The 20,993-nt window shown below is 66.2% G+C and carries 21 protein-coding genes, 1 tRNA gene and 1 other annotated feature; of the genes, 6 read left to right on the top strand and 16 right to left on the bottom strand.

The genetic code is table 11. The annotated features are described in order from the left end of the window. Nucleotides 1-16: 16 nt before the first annotated feature. Genes proB through U1872_RS17785 form a run of 4 tightly spaced genes read right to left on the bottom strand, consistent with a single transcriptional unit; the run spans nucleotide 17 to nucleotide 3,432 of the window. Nucleotides 17-1,135: a glutamate 5-kinase gene (gene proB / locus U1872_RS17800; protein ID WP_332794258.1), complete on the bottom strand. Its 1,119-nt coding sequence runs from the start codon at nucleotides 1,133-1,135 to the stop codon at nucleotides 17-19. Between the two features lie 43 nt (nucleotides 1,136-1,178). Next, on the bottom strand, nucleotides 1,179-1,736 hold the full coding sequence (locus tag U1872_RS17795) for a Uma2 family endonuclease (protein WP_332794257.1): 558 nt from the start codon (nucleotides 1,734-1,736) through the stop codon (nucleotides 1,179-1,181). A gap of 30 nt (nucleotides 1,737-1,766) precedes the next feature. Then, the gene (gene obgE / locus U1872_RS17790; protein WP_332794256.1) at nucleotides 1,767-2,807 is read right to left on the bottom strand and encodes a GTPase ObgE; all 1,041 of its coding nucleotides are present in this window, start codon (nucleotides 2,805-2,807) and stop codon (nucleotides 1,767-1,769) included. Nucleotides 2,808-2,835: 28 nt separating this feature from the next. Beyond that, nucleotides 2,836-3,432, bottom strand: a complete 597-nt coding sequence (locus U1872_RS17785) for a TetR/AcrR family transcriptional regulator (protein ID WP_332794255.1) — start codon at nucleotides 3,430-3,432, stop codon at nucleotides 2,836-2,838. Between the two features lie 55 nt (nucleotides 3,433-3,487). Here U1872_RS17785 and U1872_RS17780 point away from each other — a divergent pair, with 55 nt between their 5' ends. After that, nucleotides 3,488-4,348 (top strand): metal-dependent hydrolase, encoded by an 861-nt coding sequence (locus U1872_RS17780; RefSeq protein WP_332794254.1) that lies wholly within the window; start codon nucleotides 3,488-3,490, stop codon nucleotides 4,346-4,348. Nucleotides 4,349-4,461: 113 nt separating this feature from the next. On the opposite strand, the gene U1872_RS17775 is transcribed toward U1872_RS17780, so the two are convergent. The 3 genes from U1872_RS17775 to rplU form a co-directional block, all read right to left on the bottom strand. Further along, a complete protein-coding gene (locus U1872_RS17775) occupies nucleotides 4,462-5,019 on the bottom strand; it encodes a GNAT family N-acetyltransferase (RefSeq protein ID WP_332794253.1) in 558 nt (185 codons plus the stop codon). A 167-nt stretch (nucleotides 5,020-5,186) separates the two neighbouring features. Beyond that, on the bottom strand, nucleotides 5,187-5,459 hold the full coding sequence (rpmA, locus tag U1872_RS17770) for a 50S ribosomal protein L27 (RefSeq protein WP_010185182.1): 273 nt from the start codon (nucleotides 5,457-5,459) through the stop codon (nucleotides 5,187-5,189). Nucleotides 5,460-5,472: 13 nt separating this feature from the next. After that, the gene (gene rplU / locus U1872_RS17765; RefSeq protein WP_133189923.1) at nucleotides 5,473-5,835 is read right to left on the bottom strand and encodes a 50S ribosomal protein L21; all 363 of its coding nucleotides are present in this window, start codon (nucleotides 5,833-5,835) and stop codon (nucleotides 5,473-5,475) included. Nucleotides 5,836-6,321: 486 nt separating this feature from the next. On the opposite strand from rplU, the gene U1872_RS17760 reads away from it, so the two are divergent. After that, complete coding sequence (locus U1872_RS17760; protein ID WP_332794252.1) at nucleotides 6,322-9,099, top strand: TonB-dependent receptor plug domain-containing protein; 2,778 nt, start codon at nucleotides 6,322-6,324, stop codon at nucleotides 9,097-9,099. A gap of 92 nt (nucleotides 9,100-9,191) precedes the next feature. Here U1872_RS17760 and hspQ read toward each other — a convergent pair whose 3' ends face one another. Next, nucleotides 9,192-9,572, bottom strand: coding sequence for a heat shock protein HspQ (hspQ, locus tag U1872_RS17755; RefSeq protein WP_332794251.1), 381 nt, complete (start codon nucleotides 9,570-9,572; stop codon nucleotides 9,192-9,194). Between the two features lie 147 nt (nucleotides 9,573-9,719). On the opposite strand from hspQ, the gene U1872_RS17750 reads away from it, so the two are divergent. From U1872_RS17750 to U1872_RS17740, 3 genes are all read left to right on the top strand, one after another. After that, nucleotides 9,720-9,809 (top strand) — tRNA-Ser (locus U1872_RS17750). A 36-nt stretch (nucleotides 9,810-9,845) separates the two neighbouring features. Continuing rightward, nucleotides 9,846-10,178, top strand: coding sequence for a DUF6481 family protein (locus U1872_RS17745; protein ID WP_332794250.1), 333 nt, complete (start codon nucleotides 9,846-9,848; stop codon nucleotides 10,176-10,178). A 177-nt stretch (nucleotides 10,179-10,355) separates the two neighbouring features. Next, nucleotides 10,356-10,411, top strand: a sequence feature (sul1 is cis-regulatory element that is thought to sense ions involved in sulfur or methionine metabolism; They are found in Alphaproteobacteria). A gap of 77 nt (nucleotides 10,412-10,488) precedes the next feature. Further along, nucleotides 10,489-11,967 (top strand): SulP family inorganic anion transporter, encoded by a 1,479-nt coding sequence (locus U1872_RS17740; protein WP_332794363.1) that lies wholly within the window; start codon nucleotides 10,489-10,491, stop codon nucleotides 11,965-11,967. Between the two features lie 3 nt (nucleotides 11,968-11,970). Here the strand turns inward: U1872_RS17740 and U1872_RS17735 are convergent, their stop codons facing one another. Then, on the bottom strand, nucleotides 11,971-14,022 hold the full coding sequence (locus U1872_RS17735; protein ID WP_332794249.1) for an NAD(+) synthase: 2,052 nt from the start codon (nucleotides 14,020-14,022) through the stop codon (nucleotides 11,971-11,973). A gap of 115 nt (nucleotides 14,023-14,137) precedes the next feature. Between U1872_RS17735 and U1872_RS17730 the strand changes: the two genes are divergently transcribed. Continuing rightward, entirely contained in the window at nucleotides 14,138-14,524 is a 387-nt protein-coding gene (locus U1872_RS17730) for a winged helix-turn-helix domain-containing protein (RefSeq protein WP_332794248.1), read from the top strand. Here the strand turns inward: U1872_RS17730 and U1872_RS17725 are convergent. The 7 genes from U1872_RS17725 to hpnI all read right to left on the bottom strand — a co-directional run bounded on the left by U1872_RS17725 (nucleotide 14,508) and on the right by hpnI (nucleotide 20,981). Continuing rightward, complete coding sequence (locus U1872_RS17725) at nucleotides 14,508-15,026, bottom strand: hypothetical protein (protein ID WP_332794247.1); 519 nt, start codon at nucleotides 15,024-15,026, stop codon at nucleotides 14,508-14,510. The two genes, U1872_RS17730 and U1872_RS17725, sit on opposite strands and share 17 nt — an antisense overlap. Before the next feature lie 62 nt (nucleotides 15,027-15,088). Beyond that, nucleotides 15,089-16,063 (bottom strand): lysylphosphatidylglycerol synthase domain-containing protein, encoded by a 975-nt coding sequence (locus tag U1872_RS17720; protein WP_332794246.1) that lies wholly within the window; start codon nucleotides 16,061-16,063, stop codon nucleotides 15,089-15,091. 371 nt (nucleotides 16,064-16,434) lie between these two features. Beyond that, entirely contained in the window at nucleotides 16,435-17,337 is a 903-nt protein-coding gene (locus U1872_RS17715) for a ferritin-like domain-containing protein (protein ID WP_332794245.1), read from the bottom strand. Nucleotides 17,338-17,352: 15 nt separating this feature from the next. Beyond that, nucleotides 17,353-18,177, bottom strand: coding sequence for a hopanoid biosynthesis-associated protein HpnK (gene hpnK, locus U1872_RS17710; RefSeq protein ID WP_332794244.1), 825 nt, complete (start codon nucleotides 18,175-18,177; stop codon nucleotides 17,353-17,355). After that, nucleotides 18,174-18,374 carry a hypothetical protein gene (locus U1872_RS17705; protein WP_332794243.1) on the bottom strand — a complete coding sequence of 67 codons (201 nt, stop codon included), beginning with the start codon at nucleotides 18,372-18,374 and terminating at the stop codon, nucleotides 18,174-18,176. The genes hpnK and U1872_RS17705 overlap by 4 nt, the downstream gene beginning before the upstream one ends. Nucleotides 18,375-18,383: 9 nt before the next feature. Next, nucleotides 18,384-19,808, bottom strand: a complete 1,425-nt coding sequence (hpnJ, locus tag U1872_RS17700; protein ID WP_332794242.1) for a hopanoid biosynthesis associated radical SAM protein HpnJ — start codon at nucleotides 19,806-19,808, stop codon at nucleotides 18,384-18,386. A gap of 3 nt (nucleotides 19,809-19,811) precedes the next feature. After that, complete coding sequence (gene hpnI, locus U1872_RS17695) at nucleotides 19,812-20,981, bottom strand: bacteriohopanetetrol glucosamine biosynthesis glycosyltransferase HpnI (protein WP_332794241.1); 1,170 nt, start codon at nucleotides 20,979-20,981, stop codon at nucleotides 19,812-19,814. Between the last annotated feature and the right edge of the window lie 12 nt (nucleotides 20,982-20,993).

The following is a 20,993-nucleotide window of genomic DNA, read 5'->3' as shown; positions in this document are numbered from 1 at the left end:
GGCAGGGCGGGGCGCGTCACAGCAGCGCCATGTGGTTGCGATGGATCAGCGCCGCGCGGGGCGCGTAGCCGAGGATCGCGGCGTGATCGGTGCTGCGCTTGCCGGTAATCGCTACGGCGTCGGCCATGTCATATTCGCTCAAGCCGCGCGCGAGCGTGCGCCCGTCGGGACCGATCACCGCGACCAGATCGCCGCGCACGAAGCCGCCCGAAACCGCCGTCGCGCCGGCCGCGAGCAGGCTCTTGCCGCCGACCAGCGCGGCGGCGGCGCCGGCATCGATCGTGATTTCGCCCTTGGCGGTCAACCCGCCCGCGAGCCAGGCTTTGCGCGCAGGCGCCATCTTTTCAGCGACGAACACCGTGCCGCGGCCGCTCGCATCATAGGCGGCGAGGGGATGCCCGACATGCCCCGACACGATCGCGAGATGCGCCCCCGCTGCGGTCGCGATCCGGGCGGCGGCGATCTTCGAGACCATCCCGCCCGATCCCATGCCCGAGCCCGATCCGCCATCGGCCATCGCCTCGATCCGCGCGTCGATCCGCTCGACGCGCGGAATCAGCGTCGCGTGCGGGTTGGTGTTGGGGTTGGCGTCGTACAACCCGTCGATGTCCGACAGCAGGATCACGCCATGCGCGCCCGCCGCCTGCGCGACGCGCGCCGCGAGCCGGTCATTGTCGCCGAAGCGGATCTCGGCGGTGGCGACGCTGTCATTCTCGTTGATCACCGGCACCACGCCGAGCGACAGCAGCCGGCCGAGCGTCGCCGAGGCGTTGAGGTAGCGGCGGCGATCCTCGAGATCGTCGAGCGTGACGAGCATCTGCGCCGCGGTCAGCCCTTCGGCGCCAAGCAGTTCGGCCCACACCTGCGAGAGGGCGATCTGCCCGGTCGCGGCGGCGGCCTGTGCGTCCTCGAGGCTAGCGCGCCCGCCCTTGGGCAGCTTCAGGCGCCGCGCACCGAGCGCGATTGCTCCCGAGGATACGACGGCGATCTCCTGTCCGGCACGGGCGCGCGCGGCGATATCGGCGACTAGGCTCGCCAGCCAGGCGCGTCGCACCGTGCCATCGGGCGCGACGAGCAGCGACGAGCCGACCTTTACGATCAGGCGCGGGGCCGTGGCGGGGGAGAAAGCGGACATTGCCGTGAGCGTTAGCGTGCGGGTGCGTCCCCGCCAACCGCGTTCAGTCGCGCGCGAAGATCTCGTCGTGCGGGATTGTCAGACCGAGCGCCGGTAGGCGGAGGTCGAACGGGGCGTCGTGAGTCACGTCGTTCCACCCGCTTGGCCCTGTCCGCTGAACGATCCGCAGGCGTTCGACACCGATATCGACAAACACGATCGTGTCGATGCTCGGCAGTGCCATATATTCGTTCAGTTTGACGCGCAGATCTGTCCGAGACGTTCCATCGGACAGAACTTCGAACACCACGCGCGGGTCATCAAAGGCGGTGGCACGGTCGTTGGAAGGGCCGCCACGTCCGCAATAAACGCTGACGTCAGGATATCGCACCGACCTGTCGTGCGTCCGCGCCGCCATGTCCGATGCATAGGCGCTGCACCCGCTGCCCCGCAAACGCACGCGAAGGGCTGCCGAAATATTCAACTGTACTTGTGCATGACGGGCGGTGCCGCCCGCCATCATGCGGACGACCCCGTTGTCGAGTTCGGCCTTTTGATCGCCGAAGTCGATCTCGAGAAATTGCTCGGCGGTCAGCAGCGGATAGACGGGGTGCGTTGCCATGTTCGTTTTATACCAGACCTCTCACCCGGTTCAAACAGGCGACCATTCCCCCGGTGTGTCATCGTCGCGCGCCGGCGCGCCTTCGGGCGGACCGATTTCCTCGATCAGCCGCTCGACCACCGCTTCGATACCCGTGCCGCCCGCGCCCGACATCGGCAACACGTCGGCCTTGCTCGCACGCTTCAACTTCGTGACGAGCTTCTTCACCTCGGCCGGCTCGAGCGCGTCGATCTTGTTGAGCCCGATCACCTGCGGCTTATCCACAAGCCCACCGCCGTACGCGTCGAGTTCTCCACGGACGATCCTGTAGTTACCCACAGGGTCTTCCTCGGTCGCATCGACGAGATGGAGCAGCACCTTGCAGCGCTCGATATGCCCGAGGAAGCGATCGCCGATCCCGGCGCCGTCGGCCGCGCCTTCGATCAGGCCGGGAATGTCGGCGATGACGAATTCGCGATTGTGGCGGCTCACCACGCCCAATTGCGGGCGCACGGTGGTGAAGGGATAGGCGCCGACCTTGGCCTGCGCGTTGGTCACCGCGTTGATGAAGGTCGATTTGCCCGCGTTGGGCAGTCCGACCAGGCCGGCATCGGCGAGCAGCTTCAACCGCAGCCAGACCCACATCTCCTGATACGGCCAGCCGGTGCCGTGCTGGCGCGGCGCGCGATTGGTCGAGGTCTTGTAGGTCGCATTGCCGCGCCCGCCATCGCCGCCGCGCAGGAACACGATGCGCTCGCCCGGCACGGTGAAGTCGGCGAGCACTTCCTCCTTGTCCTCGGACAGCACTTGGGTGCCGACCGGCACGCGGATGAGCAGGTCATCGCCGCCGGCGCCGGTGCGGTTCGAGCCCGACCCGCCATGCCCGCGCGGCGCGCGGAAATGCTGCGTGTAGCGGAAGTCGATCAGCGTGTTGAGCCCGGGCACGGCCTCGAACACGATGTCGCCGCCCTTGCCGCCGTTGCCGCCGTCGGGGCCGCCATATTCCATGAACTTTTCGCGGCGGAAGCTGACGGCGCCCTGGCCGCCCGCGCCCGACCGGACGAAGATCTTTGCTTGGTCTAGAAAATGCATCGGCGGCCCTTAGCCGAAGGCGCGATTTTTAGCCAGTCGCTGCGAGCGTGGGTGCGCGCGCCGAGATGAGCTGTTCGAGCGCGAGCTCGCGCGCGGTCCCGAGCGGCAGGCCAAGCGCCTTCGCCATCGGTCCGCCGAGCAGCGAATCACCGAGCGCCATCAGCACCAATTGGAGCGTCTCTTCGTGGATCGGCTTGCCGCCGACCATGTCAGGATCGGCGGCGAGATCATCGACCAGCCGGTGGATCGCCTCGAGGATCGGGTCGAGCGCATCCTCGTTGCCGGTGAGGATCATCCAGCTCGCCATCGCGCCCGCACCCTGGGCGAAGGCGTCGAAGGTCATGTCGACGACGATACGCGGATCCTGCTCGCCGGCGCGCGCCCGCTTGGCCGCGGCGCCGATCTGCGCGGTGATCGTGTCGGCGAGGTGGGTGATGAGCGCCTTCTGCAGGTCCGCCGCGGAGCCGAAATGGTGGAGCAGATTGGCGTGCGTCCGCCCGATTCGCGCGGCGACGGCCTTCAGCGTGACGGCTTGCGGGCCCTGCTCGACCAGCAGCGCGCGGGCAGCTTCGATCGCGGCATCGCGCGACTCTTCCGGACTGAGGCGTTTGCGGACTATTGACACGAGTGTAAGTAAGGCCTAGTTCAAATGCAGTTCTTCCCGCTGTTTGGAGGTTTTCGTGGCGAAAGCAACCAGGCCCGCCGATCTCACCATCACCCCGCGCGATCTGCGCTTCGGTCGCGGCGTCCAGATGCGGCGGTGGTGGCTCAACAATGATCCGTTCGCCACCGCTTTCTACAACGCGCTGTCGGTGACCTTTCCGAAAGGCGAGGGGTTCTTCGTCGACAGCGTCCGCACTTTTCGCGAGGGCACGCCGCCGCGGCTCCACGCCGAGATCCAGGCCTTCATCAAGCAGGAAGTGATCCACACGCGCGAACATGTCGCGTTCAATCGGCATGTCACCGACCAGGGCTACGACACCAAGCTGCTCGAAAAGCATATCGACGAGGCGCTCGCGCTGACCAAGGGGCATCCGCCGATCGCGAGCCTTGCCGCGACGATGGCGCTCGAGCATTTCACCGCGATGCTGGCGCACGAACTGATTGCCGACCCGCGCCATCTGGCGGGCGGGGACGAACAGGCCGCCGCTTTGTGGCGCTGGCACGCCGCCGAGGAGATCGAGCATAAGGGCGTCGCCTACGATACCTGGCTACATGCGACGCGCGACTGGAGCCGCTGGATGCGCTGGAAGATCAAGGCGCTGGTGATGATCGGCACGACGCAGAAGTTCTTCGCCGGGCGCTACAAGGGGATGCTCGAACTGCTGCGGCAGGACGGCATCACCGGTTGGCGCGCGCATCGCGGGATCCTGTGGTACGCGCTCGGCAAGCCGGGGATGGCGCGCAAGATCCTTGGCGCGTGGATCGCTTTCTTCCTGCCGGGTTTCCACCCGTGGAAGCATGACGATCGCGCGCTGATCGCGCTCGCCGAGAGCGACTATGCCGCGGCCGTGTTGCCGCGCGTGGCGGTCGCGGCCTGACCCCACCCCCCGTCATGCCGGGCTTGTTCCGGCATCCACCGGGCCGCCCGATCTGCGGCTGACGGTTTCGGGCGACGGTGGACGCCGGCACGAGGCCGGGGTGACGGGTAGGTTCAGGCCGCCAAGCTAAAAGCCGGGGTTTGCACCGCGATCGTGAGGTCGAGCTCCAGCGTGGCGCAGGGCACGGCGTGGCCGCGCGCAACGCTATGGCGCATTTCCTCGCCGGTCCGCTCGAAGCCGAGCTTGGTTAGCACCTTGCCCGAGGCCGGATTGTCGAGGAAATAGCCCGACTGCAGCCGCTTCAGCCCCAGCGCATGGCGCGCCATGCCGACCATCGCCTCACCCGCCTCGGTCGCATAGCCGCGCCCCCAGGCGTCGGGCGTCAGCCAATAGCCGAGTTCATGTCCGTTCCCATGGTCGTGCTGGCGCGCTTCGATCGACATCGCCCCGATCACCGTTGGGTAAGCGTAATCATGGCTCAGGATCAGGCAGGTCGCGTCGGTGGAGGCGCGGGGCAATTCGAGCCACTTTGCAGCGTCGGCCTCGGTATAGGGCCAGGGCAGCCGCGCCAGCTTCATCGCCACGCTTTCATGCGCGATCGCGCGCGTCAGGGCAGGGGCGTCCTCGGGCCAGCCGGGCCGCAGCGTCAGTCTCGGGGTCCGAGCGAACATTGATACTCTCCTCGTCGCCGCCCTTTGCCCGTCTTGCGTGACGAACGAAGGACAATGGGTGGGGAGGGAGCATGAAAAAAGGGAGCCGGGGCGACCCGTCTCCCTTGTTCGGTCCGCTTGCGCGGTCCCGGGTCGCCCTGGTGGGCAACCCGTCCGGTTACCCGATGTTATTCGGCAGCAATCGCTTGCGGCATCTCTACCGAGCAGAATTTGCGACCGAGCTTGCCCTGGTGGAAGGTCACGCGACCTTCGGTCAACGCGAACAGGGTGTGATCCTTGCCGATGCCGACATTGACGCCCGGGTAGAATTTGGTGCCGCGCTGACGCACGAGAATGTTGCCCGGAATGACGGCTTCGCCACCGAACTTCTTCACGCCAAGGCGACGGCCTGCCGAATCGCGACCGTTGCGCGAAGAGCCGCCTGCTTTCTTATGTGCCATCTGGGATTACTCCTTACGCCTGAGCGGCCGACGCTTCGGGCGCCGCTGCTTCGGTGGACTTCTTGTCGGCTGCCTTGTGGTCGCCGATTGCGGTGATGCGCAGGATCGTGTGACGCTGGCGATGGCCGTTCTTGCGGCGATAGTTGTGGCGACGACGCTTTTTGAAGACGATGACCTTGTCGGCCTTCGCCTGCGCGATGATCTCTGCGGTGACCGTCAGGCCCTCGAGCGATGCCATCTCCGAGCCTTCGCCCGCGAGCAGAATGTCCCCGAGCGTAATCGACGCCCCAGCTTCACCGTCGAGCTTCTCGACGACGATCTTGTCTCCGGCGGCAACGCGATACTGCTTGCCGCCTGTGCGCACGATTGCGAACATGGCCCTCATCACCTTCAAAAATACCTGTGCTCCACGCAACGGCAAGCCGAGCGCGGGAAAGAAGCGCCAGCTATGCGAGACGGGGCGCGCTGTCAACTGTCGAGGTGCGCTCGACCAGCTGCAAAAGCGTTGCTCAAACGCAATAGTAGGGCCGCAATCGCCCTAATTGATACGCGATAGCGCCCGATTGCGAACTTTATGTTGCATCGCCAAACCACCTGTGGCGCAATCCGATTCGGAACAGACGAGGCGAAGATCAATCTGGCGTTGCGCGATCGCCGGAGAGTCTTCAGCAGCGCGAAGTTTCCACGACGTAGGGTTCGACGCAGACGTGTTTGTGTTTGCCGAAGAAGTGCGTGTCTGATGTTTGGCGAAAATCTGAAAATGCTGGTCTTTGCGGCAGGTGGAACTGTGTTCGTCCGATATGGGCGGCGCAAATTACGTGATTGAATTCAGTGGCAGCTATCAAAACATGGGGGATTAGCCGTGATATTCAGACAGTCCATTTCGTTGCTAGCGCTTGCTGCCGGTCTGGCTGCTGCGCCTGCGGTCGCAGCACCCGCGGCGGCGCCCGCGGCGCCGGCGCCGGCGCCACCCGCCGCAGCTCAAGCCGTCGTTGCGCAGGAAGCGCCGAGCGACATCGTCGTCATCGGCACGCGCCGGACCGATCGATCGGTCACCGATTCGGCCTCCCCGATCGATGTGATCAGCTCAGCCGAGCTGGCTGCGCAGCCGGCCGTGAACATGCTCGACGCCGTCAGGAACCTCGTTCCGTCCTTCTTCGTCCCGCAGAACACCATCTCTGACGCATCGACCTTCGTGCGCGCGCCGTCGCTGCGCGGCCTGGGTGCGGACCAGATCCTGGTCATGATCAACGGCAAGCGCTACAATCGTTCGGCGCTCGTCAACGTCTACACCGGTGCCGACACGGCGCTGTCGTTCGGGTCGCAGGGCGCCGACATCGGCAACATCCCCGCGATCGCGATTGGCAATCTGCAGGTGCTGCGCGACGGCGCGACCGCGCAATATGGCGCCGACGCTTTGGCGGGGGTGCTCAACTATTCGATCCGCAAGGACATCGGCTTCGAGGCGCAGGCCCTTTACGGACAGACCTATCGCGGCGACGGTGAAAGCAAGATTTTTTCGGGATATGGCGGGGTGAAGCTCGGCGACCGCGGCTTCGTCAGCCTTGCGGGTGAATATTACGACCAGGGACAGACCAGCCGCGGCGTAACGCGCGCCAGCGCGATCACCATCCAGGCGAACAACCCGACGGTCGCCGTGCCGAACCCGGCGCAGATCTGGGGAACGTCGCCCGGCCATGGCTACAAGCTGTTCCTCAATGCGGCGCTCGACGTCGGCGCGCAGAGCCAGCTCTATTTCACCGGAAACCTGGCGCACAGCGACACCGACCAGAGCTTCAACTATCGTCCGTCGCAGACGAACGGTGGGTTCGTCCGCAGCGATGGCACTGCCAACACAACGGTGACATTGAGCCGCAACGGATCGTTCAACCCGATCTTCACGACGGCATGCCCCGCAGGGAATGCGACCTGCCCGACGGGTGGCTTTGTCAACAGTCCGAACGCGACGTTCGCCAACATCAACAACGGCACGACCTACAGCTTCGCGAGCCTCTATCCGGGCGGCTTTACCCCGCGCTTCATCGGTAAGGTCGATCAGATCTATGGAACGCTGGGCTTCAAGGGCAAGACCGGCAGCGGCTTTACCTACGACCTGTCGGGGACGTTGAGCCGCAACTCGCTCGACCTGTCGATGACCAACTCGCTGTCGCCCTCCTACGGTCCGCAGAGCCAGACGAGCTTTCAATTCGGCAAGCTGATCCAGAGCGAAATCACGCTGAATGCCGATTTCACCTATCCGCTCGAAGTCGGCTTCGACAGCCCGATCGTGCTGTCGGCAGGTTCGGAGTATCGCCGCGAGCGGTATGAGAAGACGACCGGTGACCTGCAATCCTATGGAGCAGGGCCCTTCGCCTCGCAGCCGCTCTATGACCAGATCGCACCGGGCGTGTATCAGCGCACGATCGTGCGCGACGCGACGGGAGCGCCGGTCCTGCTCAACGGCGCCGTCCAGCCGGTCACCGCGACCCAGTCGCCCGCGGCCAGTGGCTATGGTGGCACCAGTCCGAATTTTGCGGGCGTGTCGACCCAGAAAAGCTACGCCTTCTACGCTGGTGCCGAAACCGACATCACCAAGGCGCTGACGGTCGGCGTTGCGGGCCGGTACGAGAACTACAACACCTTCGGCAGCGTGGTGGTCGGGAAGGCGAACGCGCTGTTCCGCGTGACCGACGCGGTCTCGCTGCGCGCAACGGTCGGCAATGGCTTCCACGCGCCTTCGCCAGGCCAGAACAACACGCAGGTCGTGACGACGAACTTCCTCGGCGGCAACCAGGTGCAGACCGGCACCTATCCAACGTCAAGCGCGATCGCGCAATTCTATGGCGCAGGGCTGCTCAAGCCCGAGCGCTCGACCAATTATGGTGCGGGTATCGTGCTGAAGCCGACCAGCGCGCTATCGCTGACGGTCGACGGCTACATCATCCAGATCAAGAACCGCATCGGCATTTCGCAGAACTTCACGGTGACCCCGGCGAACATTACGGCCCTGCCGGCGCTGGCGTCGGTTGGTCTGGGCGGCGTGGTGAACTATTTCACCAACGGCTTCGACGTCTCGTCAAAGGGTATCGAGGCGGTGGCGAACTATCGCACCAATCTGCTGGGCGGGCCGATCAGCTTCACGCTGGCCTATAGCTACAACAATTTGAAGGCGAAGAACGTCAAGCTGACGACCACCGGACAGCCGCTGGTCAGCCTGCAGCAGCAGTATAATATCGCCAACCTCGCCCCGCGACACCGCATTACCGCCTCGGCGGGGTGGCAGATCGACGACTTCACGATCAACGCCCGCGCAAATTATTTCGGCGAATGGTCGAACGCGCTCGAATACAACCTCGTCGACCCGGTCGCCGGCGCAACAACGGCACCGCCGTCGCAGATCTTCGGGGGGAAGGCGTTGTTCGATCTCGACGTCAGCTACACCTTTGCCAAGCATTTCACGCTGACCTTGGGCGCGAACAACCTGTTCAACACCTTCCCCGACAAGATCAAGGCATCGCCGGTCAACCCGATCTATGCGCTTTCGGGCGGGCTGAACGACGGGCAGGTCTACCCACGCTCGGGCGGACCGTTCGGCATGAACGGCGGGTTCTACTACGCCCGCCTCCGCATCAAATACTAAGGTTCGGACGCCTGGGTTCCGATACGACGAACGAAAAGGGGCGGCGGATCGCACGATCCACCGCCCCTTTTTTCGTTACCCGCAGGCGGGCATCAATGCCGGTGTTCGCGCCGCAGCGGGTATTTCCCGTCCTCATACTCGCCGAACAGCCCCGAGATCGCGGGGTGATCGACCGGCTCGTCGGTATCGTCGCGCACCAGATTCTGCTGGCTGACATAGGCGACGTAGCTCGACTCCATATTCTCGGCGAGCAGATGGTAGAAGGGCTGGTCCTTGCGCGGCCGGATGTTCTCGGGAATCGCGTCATACCATTCGTCGCTGTTGGCGAAGACCGGATCGACATCGAACACCACGCCGCGAAAATCGAACATGCGGTGGCGCACGACGTCGCCGATCGCGAATCGCGCATGGCTGATCGGGGCCAGCGGGATCTCGGCGGAGAAGGGCGGGGAGGTAATCGGAGAGCGGTGCATGGGTCTAACGTAAGGCCTGTTCTGCGCTGCACAAGAGAATGCTGCGGCAAAGCCTTGCGCAAGGCAGGCGACTGCGTTAGTGGCCCCCGCTCACCGACCGGTGCCGCTTCGTGGGTCTCCCTCACAGACGGCATCATATGACCTCGCGGAGAGGTGGCAGAGTGGTCGAATGTACCGCACTCGAAATGCGGCGTGCCCTCACGGGTACCGTGGGTTCGAATCCCACCCTCTCCGCCATTTCCTTATCTGTTGGACAAGGCTAAAGCCCGCCACATGGCATCGTACAAAGAACCTTCCTTCAAAGACCGCGCCGCCCTCTCGGCCGACGCGAAGCAGCGCGCCCTCGAGAAATTGAAGGCCAAGCCGCCGGTCGATCCGGCCGTCGTCGCCGCCCGCGCCGCCGCGCGCGAAGCGAAGGAAGCCGCCGAATCCAAGAAGCGCGAAGAGAAGAAGGCCGCGCTCGAGCAGGCCCGGCTCGACAAGCTCGCCAAGGCCGCCGCTGCAGAGCAGGCGATCAAGGATGCCGAGCAGGCCGCGATCCAAGCCGAGATCGACAAGAAGGCAGCCCGCGACGCGCGTTACGCCGCCCGCAAGAGCCGCAAGTAAGCCGAGTTGAGTTGCGGCGCGCGGCGGACCACGCCGCGGCGCCGCTCCGGCCTGCGTCCCGCCTCTTTGCGGACGCATAAGCAGGCGATTCGCAATCCCCGCCGCTTCAATCCCGCCGCTCCCACGCTCAGATGATGTTGCGTTGCGGCATTTGATCGATTAGACGACCAACATTCGTTAGGACCCGGTGCAATTCCGGGTGGCTATCCTGGCCGCCGATCCGCCGGGCAACGCATCTCGCACTGTTAGATTTGACGCCGCTCTTCGCGACCGGCGCCCGTGCGATCGCTGCGGATTTTCAAACCATATGATTACGCAATCTTTGGCTCGCTATCGTGCCGAGTGGTTCGGCGGCATTGGCGCCGCGCGCCGTGACGTTCTCGCCGGCATGGTCGGCACCTTCGCGCTGATTCCAGAAGTCATCGCCTTTTCCTTCGTTGCCGGCATCGATCCCGAAGTCGGCCTGTTCGCCTCCTTCGTGATCGGCATCGTCATCGCCTTCGCCGGTGGTCGGCCGGCGATGATCTCGGGCGCGGCAGGATCGGTCGCGCTGGTCGCGGCCGCGCTGGTCCACGCGCACGGCCTGCCGTATCTGCTCGCGGCGACGCTGCTGACGGGCGTGCTGCAGATCGTCTTCGGGCTAGTGAAGCTCGACGTGCTGCTCCGCTTCGTCTCGCGCTCGGTGCGCACCGGCTTCGTCAACGCGCTCGCCATCCTGATCTTCTCGGCGCAGGTGCCGCAGATGCTCGGGGTCAGCTGGCATACCTACGCGATGATCGCGGGCGGCCTTGCGATCATCTACCTGCTGCCGCGAATCACCACCGCGATCCCGTCGCCGCTGATCTGCATCGTCGTGCTGACGGCCATCAGCGTCGCCTTCCCGATGCCGATCCACACCGTCGCCGATCTCGGGCGGCTGCCCTCGTCGCTGCCGTCCTTCGCCTTTCCGGGCGTTCCACTGACGTGGCAGACGCTGCGAATCGTGCTGCCCTTCGCCTTTGCGATGGCCGCGGTCGGTCTGCTCGAATCGATGATGACCGCCGATGTAGTCGACGAGCTGACCGAGACGACCAGCTCGAAGGCGCGCGAGTGCACCGGGCTCGGCTTTGCCAATGTCGCGGCCGGGCTGTTCGGCGGGATCGCCGGCTGCGGGATGATCGGCCAGACCGTCGGCAATGTCCGCTATGGCGGGCGCGGCCGGCTATCGACGCTGGTCGCCGGGGTGTTCCTGCTGATCATCATGGTGCCGCTGCGCCCATGGGTCGCGCAGGTGCCGGTCGCGGCGCTGGTCGCGGTGATGATCATGGTGTCGATCAGCACTTTTTCGTGGAGCTCGCTGGCCGATCTCGCGCGCCATCCCAAGGTGTCGGGCTTCGTGATGCTGGCGACCGTCGTGGTGACGGTGGCGACGCACGATCTCTCCGCCGGCGTCGCGGTCGGCGTTCTGCTCAGCGGCATCTTCTTCGCCTTCAAGGTCACCAAGATGCTGCGCGTCGAGACCGACTATGTCGAGCGCACCGATACGCGGGTCTACACCGTGACGGGGCAGCTGTTCTTTGCGAGCGCCGACCTGTTCCGCGAGCGTTTCGACCTGCGCGATTCGGCGGCGAACGTGCGGATTGATCTGACGGCGGCGCATCTGTGGGACATCACCGCGGTCGGTGCGCTGGCGGACGTCGTGGGCAAGCTGCGCGACCACGGCATCGCCGTTTCCGTCACGGGCCTGAATGCGGCGAGCGCCAGCCTGGTCGATCGCCACGCGCCGCGGGTGGGCGCGGCGGCGGCCTGAGCCTCAGGGCAGGCCGCGCGCCAGTTCATCGAGCCAGACGCGCGCCGTGCCATCCGACGGCGCGCGCCAGTCGCCACGCGGGCTGAGCGCGCCACCCGACGAGACCTTCGGGCCGTTGGGGATGGCCGAGCGCTTGAACTGGCTTGTCATGAAGAAGCGGTGGAGGAATTTCTCGAGCCAGCCGGCGATCGTCGGCAGGTCGTAGGCGACTTGGCCACCCGCCGGGAAATCGCGCGGCCAGCGCCCTGCGCTCGCGTCGCGCCAGGCGTGCAGTGCGAGGAAGGCGATCTTCGACGGTGCCATGCCGTGGCGCACGACGTGATGCAGGAAGAAATCGTTGAGCGCATACGGTCCGATTCGCGCCTCGGTGCTCTGGATCGCGCCGTCGGCGCCTGCGGGCACCAGTTCGGGCGAAATCTCGGTGGCAAGGATCGCCTCGAGGATCGCGTCGGTCGCGGCGTCATACTGATTCGTGCGGATGCACCAGCGGATCAGGAACTGGATCAGCGTCTTGGGGACGCCGGCATTGACCGCATAATGGCTCATCTGGTCGCCGACGCCATAGGTGCACCAGCCGAGCGCCAACTCTGACAGGTCGCCGGTGCCGACCACCAGTCCGCCACGCTGATTGGCGAGGCGGAACAAATAATCGGTGCGCAGGCCCGCCTGGACGTTCTCGAAGGTCACGTCATAGGTCGGTTCGCCATCCGCGAACGGGTGGCCCATGTCGCCGAGCATCTGGCGTGCGGCGGGGCGGATATCGATCTCGGCGCCGGTCACGCCGAGCGCGCGCATCAGCGCCCAGGCGTTTTCCTTGGTCCCGTCGCTCGTCGCGAAGCCGGGCATGGTGAAGCCGAGGATATGGTCGCGTGGGCGCCCGAGCCGGTCCATCGCCTTGGCGGCGACGATCAGCGCGTGGGTCGAATCGAGCCCGCCCGACACGCCGATGACTAGGCGTTCGGCGCGGGCAGCTTCGAAGCGCTTGAGGATGCCCTCGACCTGGATGTTGAACGCCTCGTAGCAATCCTCGTCGAGCTTTTCGGGCGTGTTGGGGACGAACGGGAAGCGGCGCTGCTCGCGCAGCAGGCCGATGTCGGCGAAATCGGGCTGGTGGGTGAAGCCGATGCGGCGGAAGCGCGTCTCGGGGTCGCCGGCGAGCCGCGCCGAATCGTTGAAGGTGCCGACGCGCATCCGCTCCTGCGCGATTCGGCCGACATCGACATCGGCGAGGACGAGCTCCGATTCGCGCCCGAAGCGCGTCGATTCGGCGAGCAGGTCGCCGAGTTCGTGGACCATGCCCTGGCCGTCCCAGGCGAGATCGGTCGTGCTTTCGCCCGAACCGGCGGCGGAGAAGACATAGGCGCACACCGCGCGGGCGGATTGCGAGGCGCAGAGCATCGCGCGTTCGCGCGCCTTGCCGACGACGATGTTCGATGCCGACAAATTGCAGCAGATCAGCGCACCCGCCAGCGCGCCCATGGTGGAGGGCGGGGTCGGCGCCCAATAATCCTCGCAGATTTCGGCGTGGAGCACGAAATCGGCGAGATCGTCGGCGGCGAAGAGCAGGTCGGTGCCGAACGCCGCAGTCTGTCCGGCGAGCGTGATCTCGCTGACCGGCAGGCCGGCGCCGCTCGCGAACCAGCGCTTCTCATAATATTCGCGGTAATTGGGCAGGAAGGTCTTGGGCACGACGCCGAGGATCCGCCCGCGCGCCATCACCACCGCGCAATTGTAGAGCCGCCCGTTGCGGACCAGCGCGGCGCCGAGCACGAGCACCGGGCGGAGCTTGGCGGTCGCCTCCGCCACCGTGGCGATCGCTGCCTCGGTTGCGCGCTGTTGCGCGGTCTGCAGATGGAGATCGTCGATCGCGTAGGAGGTGAGGTTGAGCTCGGGGAAGACGAGCAGGTCGGCGCCTTGCGCATGGCCCTGCTCGGCGAGCGCGATGGTCGCTGCGGCATTGGCGGCGCAATCGCCGACGGTTGCGCGCGGGGTCGCTGCGCCGACGCGGATCAGCCCGTGGCTGTGGATCGAATGGAACGGGTGTGCCTTCGCCATTCGCAAGCGCTTAACGGGCTTTGCTTTTGAAAGCGACACCCTGCACGGTCGGTTGGCCATCACCAGGAGGTTCGACAATGAAGATCCGCGTACGCGCGCGCCTCGGGCTGGCGCGATGAGCCGGATCGGCCGCCTCAAGATCAAGGCGCAGCTTTATTGCGGCGACGAGCTCGCGATGGGGCCGGGCAAGGCAGATCTGCTCGACGCGATCGCGCGCGAAGGGTCGATCTCGGCGGCGGGGCGGGCGATGGGGATGAGCTATCGGCGCAGCTGGCTGCTGGTCGACAGTATGAACCGCTGTTTCGTAGAGCGGCTGGTCGAGACCGTCGCCGGTGGCGGGGCGGGGCGGGGGGCCTCGCTCACGCCGACCGGAGTGGCGGTGCTCGCCGCCTATCGCGCGTTGGAGGCGGCGCTGGCCGAATCGGCGGGGAGCGGGGCGATGGCCGAGCTCGACGCGCTGCTGCGGTCGGTGCCGCTGCCGCCGGTCAGGGACGACGCGTGATCAGCACCGGCGCGGCGGTCGCCTTGCTGCCCGCGATCTGGAGCACGTAGCGGCCGGGCGCGAGTTTGAAGTCGACCATCTTGGCGATGCCGCTGCATGCTTCGCCGTGCGAATGCGCCGTCGAGGTCTGTGCCTTGCGGCCCTTGACCACGTCGATCCACGCCGGGGTGCCGAGCAGCACGCGGTAGGTCCCGGCGCGCGCGATCGTGAAGCTCGCCATGCCGCCTAGGCTGGTCGGCTCGCCCGGCTTGGATGGCGTGAACGGGTAGCGGACGGTGTCGCTCGGCGCGAGCATCAGCTCGGTGCGGCGGCCGATCGTCAGCCGCGTGCGGGTGAGCGTATTGCGATCGGTCGCGGCGGCGAGGCTCGGGCCGGTTTTCCACGCCGCGAGATCGGCGGGGAGCGGCGCGGCAGGGGTCGGGCAGCTTTCGGGCGCATGCTCCATCGGTGCCGCTTGGGCGGCGACGAGGACGGGAGCGAACAGCAGGAACAGGGAACGCATCGGGTGGTCGCCTTGGCCGGAGGATCGCACAGGCTATACGATTGCCCGAGAAGCCGGGCAATTCACGAGACGACGCGCCGCGCCTCGCCGATCTGCCAGGTGAGCAGTGCCGGCACCGCGATGATCACGTCGCGCGCGCGCTTGAGCAGCGACAGCGCGAGCGCGGTCGCGGGCGGCAGGCCGACGAGCGGGCCGATCAGCACATAGGCCGCCTCCTGCACGCCGATCGCGCCGGGAATCGCGAAGGCGACGCTGCGCAGCGTGAAGATCAGCGCCTCGATCATCAGCACCGCCCAGAGCGGGACGGTCGATCCCATGAACTGCAGCGCAATCCACGCACCCGCAGCACTCGCCAGCCAGGCGGCGAGGTTGAACGCGAAGGCCAGTACGACGCGCCTGGGCTCGCGATAGATCGCATCGAGCTGGTCGCGCACCGCCGCCATCGCCGCGACCGATCCCGGCAGCATCCGCGCGCCGAGCGACCCGGCGAGTTTCAGCACTGGCTTCTGCGCGAAGACGAACAGCGCCATCAGCGCGACCATCGCCGCCACCCCGCCTAGCGCGAGTGGCACGAGGCCTTGCTGGACCGGGGCATGCGACAGGACCATCAGCAACACCGCGACGCCGCCGAGCGTGAAGATCAGCTGCGCCGCCATCTCGGTCGTCATGTCGGCGATCATCGAGGCGTAGATGACCGGTTGCGGCACGCCGAACGCGGCGAGCGTGCGCGCGCCGACGACGAGGCCGCCGAGCTGCGAGAAGGGGAGGATATCGGTCGCCGCTTCGCGCGTGGTGCGGGCCCAGACGAACAGCCACAGCCGCTCGCTCGGCTGGTCGGTCGCGACCGCGAGCCACGCCATGCCGAGCAGGCCGAGCACGCCGCCCGACCAGAGGACGAAGGTTGCCATGCCGATCCAGCCGATCGAGCCCATCGCGGCGAGAACTTGCGCGAGGCCAACGGTGCCGACGGTCCCGGCGGCGACGGCGAGACCGATGATCGTCGCGAGGAGCAGGCCGATGCGGGCTGAGCGGTTCATCGCGCGGCCGATACTGGAGCGGGGCCGACCCGCATCCGCCCCGCTCCGTCACCCCGGGCTTGTCCCGGGGTCCACCGGGATGCGCGTCCTGCGGGCTCAGCGGGCGCGGCACGGTGGACCCCGGCACGGGGCCGGGGTGACGAATGTGGGGGGGCGGGGTGGCCGTCTACGGTGCGGCCCGCAGGGGCTGGCCGGGCTAGGGTTCGCGCAGAGGCGCAGAGGCGCAGAGAAGGCGCGCGTGTTTTGCGCGAGGCGCCTTCTTTCAGGCTAGAAAGGGCAGAGGCGCTCCGCGACGCGCGCGATCCCTCTGCGCCTCTGCGCCTCTGCGCGAACCCTTCAACCACAGCCACGTATCGCCACCCCCGAAAGATTTAAGCCGCTGTGGCAGCTTTCTTCTTTCCCATAAAGCGCAAGACCAGCCGGATCGCCCCGGGCACGAACTTCGGACGGATCAGCCGCTCGTCATAGACCGACAGGCGCCGGTCGTTCTCGGCCAGGCAGATCGCGGCCAATTCGGGGAATTCAATCTCTACGCCGAGCTCCTTCGAGCCGTTGAGCGTGAAATTGTTCTCCTGGGCCTTGGTGTTGTCCTCGCCCATGCCCTTGGCCATGTCGATCCGCTCCCAGATCAAGGCGATCCACACCGCCCACACCTTCAGCTCGAACCACGGGCGGCGCCACAGCGGCATAGTGCGGCGGTGCCAGGCGACCCAGTTGACGAAGAACAGGATGTGGCGCCCTTCCTCGCGCATTACCGGCTCGAACGTGTCGACCAGTTCGTCGGGGAAGAAGCCGGTATCCTTGGCGACCTTGAACAGCCCGAAGCCGAAGAAGCTGTCGATGCACTCCGAAAAGCCCGTTCGCATAAAGGCGAATTCAGGGTCGCGCGGCACCTTATACTCTTCCTCGGGCTGGAGCTCGATGCCGTAGAAGGTCACCATGTCGGCGAGCACGATCTTGTGGCGGCTCTCCTCATAGGCGTTCATGTCGATCGCGTCGCGCAGCAGCGGATCCGCGATCTGCTGGCCGTAGGTCTTCACGTTCATGCCCGCGCGACCCTCGGTCGCGACCGCGATATCCCAGATCGGCAAAGAGACGATGCGGTCGCGCGTTTCCTCGTCGAGCACCGGCCAGTCGATCAGCGCGGGGCGATACGGGTCGTGCGTGTCGAGCATCGTGCGGCAGAACAGCGTCTTGTGCGCCGCGCTGCCGAGCGCGACGCGCGTGCCGGGGGCGGGGCCCGCCGGGGCCATAGATTTGGGGATGAAATTCATCGGGTCTCTCCCGGATTACAGATCGGCGAAACGCGCCAGGGTTATGCCACGCTGGGCGACGATCGCGCGCGCTTCCGGTTCCAGCAGCGCGGCGAGCTCGGCCTCATATTGGTAGCCCGGGGCCGAAAGCGGATAGGGGCCGGTCGCGGGATGCAGATAAATTTCGCTCACCCCGTCGGGCAGATGCTCGAGCACGCCGCGCAGGCGCGCGCCATGCATCGCGCCCGACCAGGCGAGGCCGAACACGCGATCGGGCACCTTCACGCCGCGCTTGCGCGCCGCGACCTGGACGAGCTTGGCGAACGGCCGGGCGATGTCGAGGCCGGTGACGGGTTCGAACTTCGCGAGCGGTGCACGGTCCTCAACGGGCGCGCGCATCGCAGTCATGCCGTGGCGCAGGCCGACCTCGAGCAAAACGCCGGCAATCACCGGGTGGAGATGCATGTGCTTGTGCGTGTTGACGTGGTCGAGCGGCAGGCCGGTCGCCGCGAACAGCGCGAATTGCGCTTCGATCTCGGCCTCGAGCTGGCGGCGCACCGATTTCAGCCCGACGAGCTTCAGCGCGACCGGGAGCGATTCGATCCGGAACGTGCCCTGCGCATCGACCAAGGCCGGGATCTCGCCCGGGGGCAGCGCCGGCGGCGTCTCGGCGAGCGCGACGTGGAGCCCCACGCCGAGCGTCGGGCACGCCCGCGCCCGCTCGACCGCATCGGCCGCGCCCGCGCCCGTCACCATCAGGCTGGTGACGGTCAGCACGCCCTCGCGGTGCGCCTGCTCGACCGCCACATTGACCTCGGTCGAGACGCCGAAATCGTCCGCGGTGATGATCGCGGTCTTCACCGCAGCGGGAAGCCGTAGAATTCGGGATCGGCGAGCACGGCGTCGGCGACGTTGCCCGGGCTGGGCACGGCAATGCGGCGCAGCACCGAGACCATCGCGTCGCGATCCCCAGCGCACACCGCGCGTTCCCACAGTTCGGTGCGGCCCGTCGCGGCAAGCCGCTCGTTGACCGTCATTCCAGCAAGCGTCGTCGTCATGGAAACGGCTTAAACGGCCTCTTTGCGACGACGCAGGAAGTCGAAGAACTCGACGCCCTCGCGCAGGCGGCGCTTCATCATCTGCCAGTCGGTGAGCATCTCGCGGACGATGTCCCAGATCTTCGACGGGCGGAAGTAGAAGCGCTTGTAGAACTCCTCGACCTTGTCGAAGATCAGCGCCGCGGGGAGATGCGGGTAGGACAGCTGTGCGATCTGCGTGCCGCCATCGGTCAACAGGTGATCGCCACCGTCGAACCAATTGTTCTCGACCGCCTGCTTGTACAGGAACGTCCCCGGATAGGGTGCCGCCAGCGACACCTGGATCGTGTGCGGATCGATCTCCTTGGCGTAGTTGATCGTTTCCTCGATCGTCTCTTCGGTCTCGCCCGGCAGGCCGAGGATGAAGGTGCCGTGGATGACGATGCCGAGTTCGTGGCAATCCTTGGTGAACTGCCGCGCGACGTCGACGCGCAGGCCCTTCTTGATGTTGTGCAGGATCTGCTGGTTGCCGCTCTCATAGCCGACGAGCAGCAGGCGCAGGCCGTTGTCTTTCAGGATCTTGAGTGTCTTGTACGGCACGTTGGCCTTCGCGTTGCACGACCAGGTCACACCCAGCTTGCCGAGCTCGATCGCGAGCTCCTCGACGCGGGGCAGATTGTCGGTCAGCGTGTCGTCGTCGAAGAAGATTTCCTTGTTCTGCGGGAAAGCCTCCATCACGTACTTCACTTCCTCGATCACATGGCCGATCGAGCGCGTGCGGTAGTTATGCCCGCCGACGGTCTGCGGCCACAGGCAGAAGGTGCAGCGGCTCTTGCAGCCACGGCCGGTGTAGAACGATACATAGGGGTGGAGCAGGTAGCCGCCGAAATACTTCTCCATCTGCAGATCGCGCTTGTAGATCGGCGAGACGAAGGGGAGGCTGTCCATGTCCTCGATGACCTTGCGGTCCTTGTTGTGGATGATCGCGCCATCGTCGTCGCGCCAGCTGATCCCTTCGACTTCGCGCAGCGGCATGCCGTTGGCGACATCGACGATCGTGAAATCGAACTCGTTGCGCGCGACGAAGTCGATCGCGGTCGAGGTTTCAAGTACCTTGGTCGATTCGACCGCGGCCTTGGCGCCGATGAAGCCGATCTTGATGCGCGGGTTGCGCTCTTTGATCAGCTCGGCGGTGCGGACGTCCTGCCCGAAGCTCGGCGTCGAGGTGTGGAGGATGACGAGATCGCGCTCGTCCATCTCATGCTTGATGTCGTCCCACGATTGGTCGTGCGCGGGGGCGTCGATCAGCTTCGAGCCCTCGACCATCGCGGCCGGCTGGGCGAGCCAGGTCGGGTACCAGAACGACTTCACTTCGCGCTTCATCTGGTAGCGCGCGCCCGCGCCGCCATCATAGCCGTCGAACGAGGGAGCCTGGAGAAAAAGGGTCCGCAACATGTCTTAGTGCTCCGCCGTCACGCTTGGGACCGCTGCGATGCGGCCGTCCTGCTTCATTGTAAGGGTCGCCCCGCGCCAATCAACCGACCGGACGACGAAGCTGGCGATATAGACCGCAAAAGCGGCGAAATCATGCAGCAACGCGATTCCGAACGACGCGACCGGTCTCCCTACCGCCTCATCGACGCTTCGCACAACCACCCAGCGCGCGAAAATTGCTGCAAGTGCGAGCGATAGACCCGCTGCCGGCCAGTAGAGCGCGGCGAGCAGGGCGACCGGCAGCGGCAGGCCGACGACGCTGCCGACGTAAGGCCAGAAGGTCAGGTCGCGCACCGTTGCGCCCCAGCGCAGCTCGTGGCGCCATACCGCGCCGAAGCTGCTTTCGTCACAGGCATGGGTAACGAGGAAAGGCGGTACCGCGACGGTCAGCCCGAGCGCGCGGACGCTTTCGCCGACCGCATAATCGTCGGCGAGGACGTCGGCGAAGCGCGCGAAGCCGCCGATCGCGTCGAGCGTTTCGCGCCGCAGCGCGATCGTCGATCCCATGCACGGCGTGGCGAGCCGCTTGGCGACACCGAAGGTCGCGCCGAGCAGGAATTGATAGCTCACGCCGGCGGCGGCCATGCGCGACCAGAAACCGGCATCGCCGCGCCCGCGATACAGGCAGGTGACGGCGCCGACACCGGGGGCGTCGAGCACGGCGAGCAGGTGCGCGACGTAATCGGGCGCGACCGCGATATCGCTGTCGCTGAGGATGACGATCGGATGGCGTGCGACGCGGTCCATGTTGATCAGGTTCGACAGCTTGCCGCTCGCGCCGTGGCTGGTTGCGTCGATGACGAGGTCGATGTGAGCGTCCGGGTGTGCTGCCTTCAGCGCTTTGACCACCGCGATCGCGGGATCGTCGGCGCGCTGGACGCCGAGGACGAGCTGGAGCGGGCCGTCATGCGCTTGCGCAAGGAAAGTCGCGAGATTGTCGAACAGCCGCGGCTCGGCGCCGTAGAGCGGCTTGAGCAAGGTGACGGCTTCGCGACGCACGGGGTGCGGGCGCGCAGCGGCGAAGAAGCCGCGAAGCGTGCGTGCAGCGAAGAGCAGAAAGCCGACCCCGCACGCGGCGAGCAGGATCGCCAGCCAGCCGAGCGCTGCGCCGAAAAGGATCAGGAAAGGCTGCACGAGGATGGCCTT

It is taken from the genome of Parasphingomonas frigoris, assembly GCF_036663815.1.
Taxonomy (GTDB): Bacteria; Pseudomonadota; Alphaproteobacteria; order Sphingomonadales; family Sphingomonadaceae; genus Sphingomonas.
The sequence above is the reverse complement of the archived record's forward strand: the minus strand, read 5'-3'. Positions and strand labels throughout refer to the sequence as shown.